10 protein-coding genes and 2 pseudogenes are annotated in these 11,514 nt (G+C 64.5%); 8 read left to right on the top strand and 4 right to left on the bottom strand.

Annotated elements, in window-relative coordinates:
- Together QZ079_RS04695 and QZ079_RS04700 are read left to right on the top strand one after the other, a co-directional pair.
- Positions 1 to 244: pseudogene (locus QZ079_RS04695) on the top strand (ABC transporter ATP-binding protein); the annotation flags it as partial.
- The gene (locus tag QZ079_RS04700; protein WP_297035721.1) at positions 245 to 946 is read left to right on the top strand and encodes an ABC transporter ATP-binding protein; all 702 of its coding nucleotides are present in this window, start codon (positions 245 to 247) and stop codon (positions 944 to 946) included.
- 160 nt (positions 947 to 1,106) lie between these two features.
- Here the strand turns inward: QZ079_RS04700 and QZ079_RS04705 are convergent, their stop codons facing one another.
- Positions 1,107 to 1,505, bottom strand: coding sequence for a DUF3592 domain-containing protein (locus QZ079_RS04705; protein ID WP_297035724.1), 399 nt, complete (start codon positions 1,503 to 1,505; stop codon positions 1,107 to 1,109).
- A 286-nt stretch (positions 1,506 to 1,791) separates the two neighbouring features.
- Between QZ079_RS04705 and QZ079_RS04710 the strand changes: the two genes are divergently transcribed.
- A complete protein-coding gene (locus tag QZ079_RS04710) occupies positions 1,792 to 3,456 on the top strand; it encodes a DEAD/DEAH box helicase (protein WP_297035727.1) in 1,665 nt (554 codons plus the stop codon).
- 200 nt (positions 3,457 to 3,656) lie between these two features.
- Here QZ079_RS04710 and QZ079_RS04715 read toward each other — a convergent pair whose 3' ends face one another.
- Positions 3,657 to 4,514 (bottom strand): gamma-glutamyl-gamma-aminobutyrate hydrolase family protein, encoded by an 858-nt coding sequence (locus QZ079_RS04715; protein ID WP_297035731.1) that lies wholly within the window; start codon positions 4,512 to 4,514, stop codon positions 3,657 to 3,659.
- Positions 4,515 to 4,838: 324 nt separating this feature from the next.
- Here QZ079_RS04715 and QZ079_RS04720 point away from each other — a divergent pair, with 324 nt between their 5' ends.
- Both QZ079_RS04720 and QZ079_RS04725 read left to right on the top strand, forming a co-directional pair.
- Positions 4,839 to 5,078 carry a type II toxin-antitoxin system RelB/DinJ family antitoxin gene (locus tag QZ079_RS04720; protein ID WP_297035734.1) on the top strand — a complete coding sequence of 80 codons (240 nt, stop codon included), beginning with the start codon at positions 4,839 to 4,841 and terminating at the stop codon, positions 5,076 to 5,078.
- The gene (locus QZ079_RS04725) at positions 5,068 to 6,456 is read left to right on the top strand and encodes a threonine/serine exporter ThrE family protein (protein WP_297035737.1); all 1,389 of its coding nucleotides are present in this window, start codon (positions 5,068 to 5,070) and stop codon (positions 6,454 to 6,456) included. The genes QZ079_RS04720 and QZ079_RS04725 overlap by 11 nt, the downstream gene beginning before the upstream one ends.
- A 153-nt stretch (positions 6,457 to 6,609) precedes the next feature.
- Here QZ079_RS04725 and mnmA read toward each other — a convergent pair whose 3' ends face one another.
- A complete protein-coding gene (gene mnmA, locus QZ079_RS04730; RefSeq protein ID WP_297035740.1) occupies positions 6,610 to 7,782 on the bottom strand; it encodes a tRNA 2-thiouridine(34) synthase MnmA in 1,173 nt (390 codons plus the stop codon).
- 27 nt (positions 7,783 to 7,809) lie between these two features.
- Entirely contained in the window at positions 7,810 to 8,754 is a 945-nt protein-coding gene (gene cysK / locus QZ079_RS04735) for a cysteine synthase A (RefSeq protein ID WP_297035743.1), read from the bottom strand.
- 194 nt (positions 8,755 to 8,948) lie between these two features.
- On the opposite strand from cysK, the gene QZ079_RS04740 reads away from it, so the two are divergent.
- The 3 genes and pseudogenes from QZ079_RS04740 to QZ079_RS04750 form a co-directional block, all read left to right on the top strand.
- On the top strand, positions 8,949 to 9,248 hold the full coding sequence (locus tag QZ079_RS04740) for a YerC/YecD family TrpR-related protein (RefSeq protein ID WP_291289629.1): 300 nt from the start codon (positions 8,949 to 8,951) through the stop codon (positions 9,246 to 9,248).
- Positions 9,248 to 9,763 carry a GNAT family N-acetyltransferase gene (locus tag QZ079_RS04745; RefSeq protein ID WP_297035746.1) on the top strand — a complete coding sequence of 172 codons (516 nt, stop codon included), beginning with the start codon at positions 9,248 to 9,250 and terminating at the stop codon, positions 9,761 to 9,763. The genes QZ079_RS04740 and QZ079_RS04745 overlap by 1 nt, the downstream gene beginning before the upstream one ends.
- A gap of 144 nt (positions 9,764 to 9,907) precedes the next feature.
- Positions 9,908 to 11,514 (top strand): annotated as a pseudogene (locus QZ079_RS04750) (hypothetical protein); the annotation flags it as partial.

Raw genomic sequence — 11,514 nt, forward strand, 5'->3', positions numbered from 1 at the left:
GGGCATGACCCCGTCCGAGACGGCCGAGCTCATGGAGAACATCGTGAAGATCCGCGACCAGTTCCAGATCGCGATCATGCTCATCGAGCACGACATGAACCTCGTCATGAACATCTGCGAGGGCATCTGCGTGCTGAATTTCGGCAAGATCATCGCCAAGGGCACGCCTGAAGAGATCCAGCAGAACGAGGCGGTCATCGAGGCATACCTCGGTACGCAGGCGAAGAAGGAGGTGGAGGCGTAAATGCTCAGCGTCTACAACATCAACGTGTGGTACGGGGCGATCCACGCCATCAAGAACATCTCCTTCGAGGTGAACGACGGCGAGATCGTGGCGCTTATCGGCGCGAACGGCGCTGGCAAGTCCACGACCTTGAAGACCCTTTCCGGCCTGCTGCGCTCGCGCACGGGCTCCATCAAGTTCACGGGCGAGGACATCATGCACATGCCGGCCGAGAAGATCGTGCGCAACGGCCTTGTGCACGTGCCGGAAGGCCGCCGCATCTTCCAGGAGATGACGGTCGAGGAGAACCTCGACATGGGTGCCTACACGCAGCCGCGCGAGTCGATCGCCGAGAACCTCGAGCGCGTCTACGAACGTTTCCCGCGCCTGGCAGAGCGCCGTCGCCAGGTTGCCGGCACGCTTTCCGGCGGCGAGCAGCAGATGCTCGCCATGGGGCGCGGCCTTATGGCGAACCCGAAGCTCCTCATGCTCGACGAGCCCTCCATGGGCTTGGCGCCGATTTTGGTGGAGCAGATCTTCGAGATTATCCAGGCGCTGCACGAGGCGGGCACCACGATCTTGCTTGTGGAGCAGAACGCGCAGATGGCGCTGTCCATCGCTACGCGTGCCTACGTGCTCGAGACCGGCAAGGTCACGCTTTCCGGCACCGGCGAGGAGCTGCTCCATAACGACGACGTCCGCAAAGCCTACCTCGGCGGCTAATGGGTTGATTGGGGACGGGTTCGTTTCAACCCATAATGGGTTGGTTGGGGACGTGTTCCTTTCAACCTATTTTGGACGACGGATCTGCTTGAGTCATGTTGCGGCCGCAGCGCAAAGGTGCGCTGCGGTCGCTTCCTGTTAGAGGCGCATGGCGGCTGCGCTAGACATTCATGATGCCGCGGTTATCGGTGAGGATGGCGCGAGACGGATCGCTCGGCAGGTAGCTCACGCGCACCGTCGAGCCTACGCTGCAGCCGAGCACGTACGTCTTGCGCTGGCCGATGGGAATAGGCCCGAGCTTGATGAGGGTGCTGTTCAGCTTGAGCGACTCGCGGAGCGTGTATTCCACGCCGTCGACGCAGTAGCGCACGTATGCGTAGCTCGCACGATCGCTACCGCCGGGACGGATGCGCTCCATGACGCCCATGGTCTCGCCGGTGTAGGAGCGCTCCTTGCGCGTGCGGCTCCACTTTATGCAGAGGACGATGGCTGCTGCAAGTCCGCCGCCCATCAGGGCGATTACTGCAAATATGATGACGATCACCATTCCGTCGCTCATGAGGCTCCCCGAAGACGTTGAACACGGTCGCTTCATTCTAGCAGCGTCCAGCGGTGCGGCGCAGCGCGTGGGCGTACGGTATTCGCGAACCCGTGCCGCTCTGTTGATTTTGCGGGAGCGATGAGCGGGGTTTGCGCGAATCATCCTTCCGCCTATACTTTCCTGCGGCGTACCTGCTCCATCGCAGATGGTTCGGCATCCCGTTCGAACATGTCCTGCGACACGCCGTTCGTACAGCTCTCGCGACGCGCTTTGGTTTTAGAGCGCGAAGACAAGGATATAGAGAATGCAGACAATCGAGAAGACCGACGGCGCCGTCGAGACCATGGACGGCGAGGCTACCTTGCGTTTTGAGGATCTGGGACTTTCTGATGAGGTGCTCGCTGCGGCGCGCGATATGGGCTACGAGACGCCCACGCCGGTGCAGGTGGCGACGATTCCCGAAGTGCTCGCAGGTCGCGACGTGCTCGCCGCCGCGCAGACGGGAACGGGCAAGACCGCGGCGTTCCTGCTGCCGGTTATGAGCACGCTCGCACATGTGGTTCCGCTCGGCAGCGCGCGTGAACGCCGCCGTGCGCGCGGACGCGGCCCTGCCATGCTCATCGTGACGCCCACGCGAGAACTTGCCCAGCAGATCGAGGATGTATGCAAGCACGTCGCGGCACGTACCCGGCATATCGCCGTGACCGTCGTGGGCGGGGTGGGCTACAACCCGCAGCGCAGCGCCCTCAAAGCGGGTTGCGACATCCTCGTGGCGACGCCGGGACGCTTGGTGGATCTTATCGGCGAGGGGACGGCGAAGCTCAGCGAGGTAGGCGTGCTCGTGCTCGATGAAGCGGATCGCATGCTCGATATGGGTTTCTTGCCCGACGTGCGCAAGATCGTGGCGCAGACCCCTGCCGACCGTCAGACGCTCCTCTTCTCCGCGACGCTCGACGAGAAAGCCGTGGGCGCCATCACCGACCTCGTGCACGATCCGGCGCGCGTGGAGATCGCGCCTCCCGCGAGCACGGCCGACACGGTCGACCAGTATGTGGTGCCTGTGTCTTCCGAGGTGAAGAACGGCATGCTCATTCAGGTGCTCAAACGCGAGGGTGCGCAGCACGTGATCGTGTTCACTCGCACGAAGCACCGGGCAGACGCGTGTTGCCGCCGGCTTGCGCGTGCGGGTATCAAGGCGGCTCCGATCCATGGCAATCGCAGCCAGGCGCAACGCGAGCGCGCACTCGCGGATTTCCGCGCCGGCAAGGTTGACGTGCTTGTGGCGACCGACGTTCTTGCGCGCGGCATCGACATCTCGGACGTGCGCTACGTGGTGAACTTCGACGTGCCGAGCGAGCCCACGGACTACATCCATCGCATCGGCCGTACCGGACGCGCCGGCGAGGAAGGCTGGGCGCTCACCTTCGTGACCGAGCTCGATGCGGCTGAATTCTTCGACATCGAGGCGCTCATGGGCAAGACGGCCGACCTCTACGATTACGGCACGCTCGACCTCGGCGCGCAGCCGCCGGTGATCGACCCTGATCGCGTCCCGGGCAAGACGGTCAAGAAGAAGGCGCATCGGGGCAAGTCGACCTCGAAGCGCAAGCGACGCGCCCCCGCGTCGACGCATGACGGGGAGAAGCGGGCAGACGCTGTACCGCGGCGCGCACGGAGGGCTGAGGTTGCGAAGCGCGACGGCCAGGGCGATGCGCACGGATCGGCGGTCGTGAAGCATGGCCAAGCTGATGCGGCCGGCAATGCTTCTGCGAAGCGCGAGCGTCGGAGGGGGAATGCTGCCGCGCCTGCGAGGCATGGGATGAACGATGCCTTTCGGGTCGCGGCACCGGCGAAGCGCGGCGCACGGGACGCCGCTCGGGTCGCGGCACCGGCGAAGCGCAGGGTCCGTTCGGGATCCGATACCCCGAAGCCCCGCCGTCGTCCGGGAGATCGCGGCGGCGTGCGTTAACATCGGCGAGCTGTGCCGGCATCCTCTCTTGAAACACGTATAACGCGCGTAGATGGCAAGAACCTGTGTGAAACTTGAATGTGCGTTTCACGCAGGTTCTTGTGTTGATGCGCTCTATCCGACAAGAGTCTTCTAGGCGCTATGGGGTGCTACCTGCGGTAGGAGTTCGTCTGTCCGTTTCGATTCGGCACCCGCATCGCCTAAGCGCCTGCTCGCGCTGCGGCGCCCTTTGCTGCCGCGCTCACGAATGCGCGGAAGATCAGCTGCATGGGCGCGTGCTCTGCGTGATACTCGGGATGCCATTGCACACCCACCGCGAAGGCCTCGCCCGGTTGCTCGATTGCCTCGATGATGCCATCGGGCGCGGTCGCGGTACCTACATAGCACGGAGCCACGTCGCGAATCGCCTGGTGGTGCATGGAGTTGACGGTGAGATACAGCGGGTCTGCCATGGGCTGCGTGGTATCCGCCGCCTCACGCGGCGACGACCCACCTGCCAGAGAGTCCCCAGCTCCACCGTCTAGAATCTTTGCCAAACGCGTGCCGGGAACGATGCCGACCTCGTGCGCGAGGCACCCATCCATATGCTTGTTATGCACAATGGCCTCGGCTCCAGATGCCGCGGCTGCCTGGGCGGGAATATCGTGGTAGAGCGTACCGCCATGGGCGACGTTCATGATCTGCAAGCCGTGGCAGATCCCCAGGACGGGAAGGCCGCGCCCCTCTGCGCCGGCGAGCAGGTAGAGGTCGGCCGCGTCGCGTTTCGGCGTGGGATCTTTGACGAGCGCCTCCCCTTCGGCGAGCGCGGCGGGGGAGAGGGAAAGCACATCCCTATAGAGCGTGGGGTCGACGTCTGCTCCACCGGTGAGCATGAGGCCGTCTACGGTATCGAGCAGCTCGTCGTATATGCCGTGGTCCTCAGTGAGCGGTGCCACGATAGGCAGACCGCCTGCAAGCACGATCGCGTCGGCATAGTTTTCCGAAAGACGAAGCGCCATCTCTCCGAGGTATTCCGTTTGGGAGGGCGCGATGAGTATGAGCGGTCGATGCGTGTCCATGGGCTCCCGCCTGTAGGTGGTACGTTTGAGACGGGGTCTAAAGTACCACATGCGGCACGCCGTCGCCCGCTCCAAACGCACCAAAAGATCATGCTCGCTCCAACTGCATCGCCTTGCGTCAAAGAATGTAGTTGCCTGCGCGCGGCAGAGTGCATATACTATGTGCAGGGGTATAACTTAAGAATACTAAGTAATACCAACGAAGCATTTTAGCAACCTGCCTGGGCATGCGGCATGCGCCGGCGTTCGGTCATTGGTAGTGCAGCATCGGCACATGCCTCATGCCCAGGTAAACGCAGCAGAACGTTCCACCAAGGATCGACCATGGCAGAGCATATGACCCCAGTCGTCGCGAAGGTCCTGCCCGAAGAGAAGGCGGCCTTCGCGGCGGCGACCCAGCGTGTAGGCACGACGCCTTCCAATGCCATCCGCATGTTCATAGCCGCGTTCAATCGGTGCGGCACCTTCCCATTCGACATCTCGCCTGCCGGGGCTTTCGGCACCGCAGGATCCGTTGACGCGCCCACGGCGCTCGAGCTGAAGGAGAGGGACCATGGCCGCTGAAGAATCCGCCCGCGGCATCCGCGCGACGGCGTCGTCCTGGATGCATCGCACGCGCCATACGCGCCTATCGCATGGAAACCACATGTCCGTCCATTGGCATGATGTGCTCGAAGGCCACGATGAGCTCGCCCGGAACGCGTCGCTCTCGGATAAATCGTCCATCGTGTGCCGTGCGGGATTGCTGTTGCTCGCGGGCGGTGCGGGCGCATGGCGCGTGCGCGAGGCGATGAACGCCGTGGCCGATGTCCTGGGCATCACGTGTTCGGTGGACGTGAGCCTTACCTCGATCGAGTGCAGTTGCTTCGATGAGACCGGGTCGTTTTCCGAGGTCGTCTCGCTTCCTACAACTGGCGTGAACACCGAGCGCATCTGGAACATGGAGAAGCTCGTTCGGCGCATCGCCGAGGAGGGATCGACCTTCACCGTGGGAACGTTCCACGAGCTCATGGACAAGATCGAGCACACGCCGGGGCGCTATGCTCCCTGGCAGGCGGCCCTCGCCGCGGCGGCGGCATGCTCCGCGTTCGTGTTCTTGCTGGGCGGAGGCCCCTTCGAGATGCTCTTCGCGTTCGCGGGAGCGGGGCTCGGTGGCTATGTTCGCCGCCGCATGCTCGACCGACATCTCACGCACCTCGCGTGCATCGGGTGCGGCGTGGGCGTCGCGTGCCTTGTATACCTCGCCGCGCAGCAGCTCATCGGCCTCGTGGCACCCGAGGCGCTCGACTTCAATGCGGGCTACATCGGCGCGATGCTCTTCGTGATTCCCGGTTTTCCCCTCATCACGAGCGGCCTCGACATCGCGAAGCTCGACCTGCGCTCGGGGGTCGACCGCTTGGTGTATGCCTGCTCGATCATCATCACCGCCACCCTCGTGGCATGGCTCATCTCGTCGTTCGTGGGGCTTCGTCCGGACGAGTTCCAAGACCTGCATCTCAGCATGGCCGTCCTCACCGCGCTCCGCGCGCTCATGAGCTTCATAGGCGTGTTCGGCTTCTCGGTGCTCTTCAACTCTCCTCCGCGCATGGCGGCGACGGCGGGCATCGTGGGAGCCCTCGCAAACACGCTGCGCCTCACGCTCGTCGATGTCGCCGGGTTCACGCCGGAAGCCGCGGCGTTCGCAGGCGCGCTCGTCGCAGGGCTCTTGGCTTCGGCGGTCATGATGCGCGTCGGCTTCCCCCGCATCTCGATCACCGTGCCCTCGATTGTGATCATGGTGCCCGGCCTGTACCTCTACCGTGCGGTGTACTACATGGGGACGGTCGACGTACTCGCCTCCATGGAGTGGATATTCCGCGCCGTGATGATCATTCTCTTCTTGCCCATGGGGCTTGGGCTCGCGCGCGCGTTGACCGATCGCGCTTGGCGTCACTGCAACTAACGGGCTGTTCGGCTAACGGCCGCCCGTCTCCTGCGGAGGGAAGGCGTTCGCCGCACTGCAAATCTGCAAATCCGGAGTCCTCGGCTTTGCGCGCTTTTGCAAGGCAAGGGAAGGGGCGAAGAGTCCTGCCGCGCTGTGAGCTTTATGCCGGCACTAGATGCCGTAGGCGATTCTTCCGCCGCCGAGCACCGCGTCACCTCGATAGAGCACCACGGCCTGCCCGGGGGCGATGGCGCGCTGAGGTTCGGCGAAGTCGATGCGCAGCGCCTCGCCCGTGCAGTCGCGGCGCTCCTCCTCCGATGCCCTGCGCACACTTGCCGCCTGGTCGAGCTGATGGTAGCGGATGCGTGCGGTGACATCGAGGGATTCTCCGCGCGCAGCGGCTTCGTCCAACGCCGTCTCCATGGCAAGGGAGGGCGCCGACCACACCCATTCGTCTGCGACGAGTGCACAGGCGAAGAGGTCGCGCTCTTCGCCGAGCGTCACGGTGTTCGTCTGCGCGTCGATGCGCGTTACGTAGAGCGGATGCGCCGCGGCGATGCCGAGTCCTTTGCGTTGGCCAACTGTATAGCGGATCGCGCCGCGGTGCCGCCCCAGAAGCGCCCCATCCATTCCCACGACAGCTCCCTCGGGCAGCGCGCGGCCGCGCCGCCGTTCGATGAACGACGCGAAGTCATTTTCCGGCACGAAGCAGATGCCCTGGCTGTCGCGTTTGCTTGCCGTCTCGAAACCCTGCTCGCGTGCGATGCGCCGCACGTCGCCTTCCTTGGTAAGGCCGCCCAGGGGGAAGAGGGTGCGTGCGAGCGCGTCCTGACCGAGCCCATAGAGGAAGTAGCTCTGGTCTTTCGTCGCGTCGCGTGCCTTGAGCAGAGCATAGCCACCGTCTCGGCGCTCGATGCGCGCGTAGTGGCCGGTTGCGAGGTAATCGCAGCCAAGGCGCTGCGCGTGCTCGAGTAGGGCGCCGAACTTGATGCGCTGGTTGCAGATCGTGCAGGGGTTGGGCGTGAACCCCGCTTCGTAGGCGCAAACGAACGGCTCGATGACGTCTTCGTCGAAGCGCTCGCGGCAGTCAATCACGGTAAAAGGGATGCCAAGGCGCTCGGCGACGGTTCGCGCATCCTCGATGTCGGCGAGGTTTCCGCAGGCACGAGCGGCGAGGGTTGCCGAAGGCACCGGGTTGTCGCCGGCTTCCGTGCACGCAGTCTCTTCACCGTCAAAGAGGCGCATGGTGGCGCCCAAGCAGTCATATCCCTGTTGCTTGAGCAACCACGCCGTCACGCTCGAATCGACGCCGCCGCTCATCGCTACGAGAACGCGTTCTGCCATCGGTACCCCTTCGCGCGCTGCCGCTTGCTAGCGGCTTGTATCGAACATCGGGGTGGAGAGGTAGCGCTCGCCGGTGTCGACCACCACTGCGACGATCATCTTGCCGGCGTTCTCCGGGCGGCGTGCGAGCTCGAGTGCTGCCCAAACCGCCGCGCCAGACGAGATGCCCGCGAGGATGCCCTCCTCCGCGCCGAGGCGGCGGCCGGTGGCGTAGGCGTCCTCCGTGGCAACGCGCACGATTTCGTCGTAGATGGCCGTGTCGAGGACTTCGGGTACGAAGCCTGCACCGATGCCCTGGATGCCGTGCGCGCCTGCCGTGCCGCCCGAGAGGACAGGGGAGTCTGCGGGCTCGACGGCGACGATGCGGACCCGGGGGTTCTGCTCTTTGAGGTAGCCGCCCGCTCCGGTGATGGTTCCTCCCGTGCCAACGCCGGCAACGAGGATGTCGACGGCGCCGTCGGTATCCCTCCAGATTTCGGGGCCGGTCGTGGCACGGTGGGCGGCGGGGTTCGCGGGGTTCACGAACTGGCCGGCGACGATGCTTTTCGGCGTGGTGCGGGCGAGCTCCTCGGCGCGCTCGATAGCACCCGCCATGCCCTTCGTGCCAGGCGTGAGCACGAGTTCGGCGCCATAGGCGAGCATGAGCTTCTGGCGCTCGACACTCATGGTGTCCGGCATGACGATGATCGCCCGGTAGCCGCGTGCCGCCGCGAGTGCGGCGAGGCCGACGCCGGTGTTGCCCGATGTGGGCTCGATGATGGTGTAACCGTCGTTTCGGCGGATGCGGCCCGCTGCCTCCGCTTCGTCGAGCATGGAGCGAGCGACACGGTCCTTGGCGGATCCGGCAGGGTTCTTGCTTTCGAGCTTGACGAGCACGCGTGCTGCGAGCGCGTCCGTGCGTTCGATATTCGAGAGCTCGACGAGCGGCGTGTTGCCGATGAGCTGGTCGATCGAACTATATATAGCAGCCATAATGGCCTCCTTCGCTGGATGCTTCGAGCGGCCGTGCCGCCCCTTGATGCCCCTTGTACCCGCTTAACACTTTGGCACTTTGGGGACGGGGTCAAAAGTGTTGAATTCAACACTTTTGACCCCGTCCCCAAAGTGTTAAGTCGCGGCGTGGGGCTGTGCTACACTCGACGAAGGTGAATAAAGGAGGGTGCCCCATGAATATCGAGTCGATGTTCGCGCGAGAAGACGTGAGCCAGCTGGTGCGCGCATTCTCCCTGGTGGAGGGCGAAGAGGAGATCAAGGCGTTCCTCACGGATCTGTGCACGCCCCGCGAGGTGTGCGACCTGGCGCAGCGGCTCGAGGTCGCGCGTGGCCTCGACGAGGGCAGCTCCTATCTTGAGGTTCAGAGCCAGACGGGCGCCTCGTCCACGACGGTGAGCCGCGTCTCGAAGGCGCTCAACGGCGAGTACGGCGGTTACCGTCGCGTCATCGTGCGTCTGGAGGATGCGGAATAATGACGGCGACACGTGCGCGCTTCGAGGCCGTGACGCAGGATAGCGCACCCGAGCTCGCCGAGCTTGCCGCCTCCATCTGGCGTGAGTACTGGCCTGCGTTTCTGGGTACGGCACAGACCGAATACATGGTGGAGCAGTTCCAGTCGCTCCCTGCGATCGAGCGCGACATGCGCGAGCATGCCTATGAATACTGGTTCATCCGCGCGACAGACGACGACCGTGTGGTGGGCTATACCGGCGGGCATGTCGAGCCCGAGACGAACCGCTTCTTTATCTCGAAGATCTATCTGCTCGCCGCGGAGCGCGGGAAGCATTTCGCAAGCGAGGTCGTCCGCTTTTATGAGGGGCTCTGCCGCGAGCGCGGGCTCCGCGCAATGTACCTCACCGTGAACAAGGGAAACGAACTGGGGGTTCGCGCCTATAACGGCAACGGTTTCGACGTGATTGACGCCGTGGTGACCGATATCGGCCACGGCTTCGTCATGGACGATTACATCATGGAGAAGTCCGTTTAGAACGATACGTCGAGGTCGGCCGTTTGCCCCATTGGGATATGCGAGCCCCCTTCGATGTCCTGTCGCCTTGTGTCCCGCATTTGTCCGGTCGGGCGGATATGATATTTGAAAAGAAAGACATTCGAGCGTATCGGTAGGGAAGACATGGCGATTCGCATCATGACGGGTGCGCTGGGCACCGGCTTGACGGAACAAGAGATTGTCGAGGTTGAACGCATACTTGCGCGCGCGGGTCGCGTGACGCTCCTCGTCTCGAGTTTCCGCGTTCGAGACGTTTGCCGCCGCGAGCTCGCGCGCGCAGGCGTCGGCCTGGGCGTCGACGTGGTCACGACAAGCGAGTGGATTGGGTCGCTGTGGGGAGTTCTTGGCGACGGGCGCCAACTGGTGGGCGGTCTCGAGCGCAAGCTCATCATGGCGCAGGTGCTTGCCGAAGGCTCTGAGGCCGGCGGTGCCGGGCTTACCCCGGGCATCGTCTCCCTCCATGCGCGCGCTGCGGCCCAGTGCCAGCCGTATCTTTCGGAGGCATCTTCGCTCGCATTCGGCCATGGTTCTGCGGGAACTTCGGCATCGCCACTCCTTTCCGCTGCCGAGCGCGAGCTTGTCGAGACGATCGCGCGCTACGAGAACAAGCTCGACGCACGCTCCCTCGTCGAGCCTTCGACCGCCGCACGTATCCTTGCCGACGCCATGGCAGAGAACGCACCTGCCTGCGCCGCAGCCATCGTGGCGCACGGTATCGACGGGTTTCCCGAGCATGTCCTCGCCATGCTGGATGCATGCGCTCGCGCGGGAACGGTGCTCCTTGTTGCCGATGAGCGTGCGTCCAGCGTGGTGATCCAGCTCGAGCGGCACTTCGGCGTATCTGCCGAGAGCCTCTCGCGCGACGGCGAGCCTTTAAGCCAGGGTGACGGTGCGGGCATGCCCGCTGTGCGCTTCGCCGAGGTCGCTGGCCCCTCTGCGCGCGACGCCGCCTATACCCAGCTGCTTGTGGATGCCGTGGGCTCGGGCGAGGTGTTTGCGGCGTCGGCCGACCCGCTTACGCTGTCTCGCCACCTTGCGTCCCGTCTTGCGGCACGGGGCGTCCCCTCCCGTGTGGAGGCGCGCATCCGTTTCTCGCAGACCCGGTCGGGCGAGCTGCTCTTCATGCTCATCGACCTTCTCGATCGCATGAGACGGGAAGAGGCGGGGGCGTGGTGGCCAGCTCCCGAGCTCGTCGACTGGGTGCGCTCGCCGTTCGCCGGCGTCTGGTCCGGTGCCGCGCGCGTCGCATGTGCCCTCGACAAGACCTTGCGCTCGTCGCGCCTCGTGGATGCGACAAGCGTCCTCAAGGACCTCAAGTCGCTGCAGAGCAACGAGGTCAGGCTCGAATCCGAACGCTCCGAGAGGCATGCAGCGCCCTGCCGCAAGGTCGTCGTTTCCTCCGTGCTCGAGGCACTTGCTGAAGGCGGCTACCGCAAGGCGCTCGATTATATGCTGGCAGCTGTGCAGGATGCGGTTCCCGGCATGTTCGGGCGGGAGGGCTATGCCGCCAAGCTGCTCGAGATCTCCGCGCTCAAAGCGGCGTGCTCGTGCCTTGAGGAGGCGGAGCGACTCGGGACGGATGCGGTGACGGCGCTCTGCGTGCTTTCGGATCTTCCCGTGCGCGTAGCGACGTCCACTGTGCCCGGAGGCTGCGAGGAAGCCGCTCCGGCGGTCACGTTCGGGACGCTTCAAGCGGCTGCGGAGCTTCCGCACGGAGCGGTCGCGGCAGC

This window comes from uncultured Enorma sp. (genome assembly GCA_905210055.1).
In the GTDB taxonomy this organism is placed as follows: domain Bacteria; phylum Actinomycetota; class Coriobacteriia; order Coriobacteriales; family Coriobacteriaceae; genus Enorma.

Coding starts and splice junctions, on each gene's coding strand:
- QZ079_RS04700 (WP_297035721.1), top strand. CDS start 245: ATGCTCAGCGTCTACAACATCAACGTGTGGTACGGGGCGATCCACGCC.
- QZ079_RS04705 (WP_297035724.1), bottom strand. CDS start 1,505: ATGAGCGACGGAATGGTGATCGTCATCATATTTGCAGTAATCGCCCTG.
- QZ079_RS04710 (WP_297035727.1), top strand. CDS start 1,792: ATGCAGACAATCGAGAAGACCGACGGCGCCGTCGAGACCATGGACGGC.
- QZ079_RS04715 (WP_297035731.1), bottom strand. CDS start 4,514: ATGGACACGCATCGACCGCTCATACTCATCGCGCCCTCCCAAACGGAA.
- QZ079_RS04720 (WP_297035734.1), top strand. CDS start 4,839: ATGGCAGAGCATATGACCCCAGTCGTCGCGAAGGTCCTGCCCGAAGAG.
- QZ079_RS04725 (WP_297035737.1), top strand. CDS start 5,068: ATGGCCGCTGAAGAATCCGCCCGCGGCATCCGCGCGACGGCGTCGTCC.
- mnmA (WP_297035740.1), bottom strand. CDS start 7,782: ATGGCAGAACGCGTTCTCGTAGCGATGAGCGGCGGCGTCGATTCGAGC.
- cysK (WP_297035743.1), bottom strand. CDS start 8,754: ATGGCTGCTATATATAGTTCGATCGACCAGCTCATCGGCAACACGCCG.
- QZ079_RS04740 (WP_291289629.1), top strand. CDS start 8,949: ATGAATATCGAGTCGATGTTCGCGCGAGAAGACGTGAGCCAGCTGGTG.
- QZ079_RS04745 (WP_297035746.1), top strand. CDS start 9,248: ATGACGGCGACACGTGCGCGCTTCGAGGCCGTGACGCAGGATAGCGCA.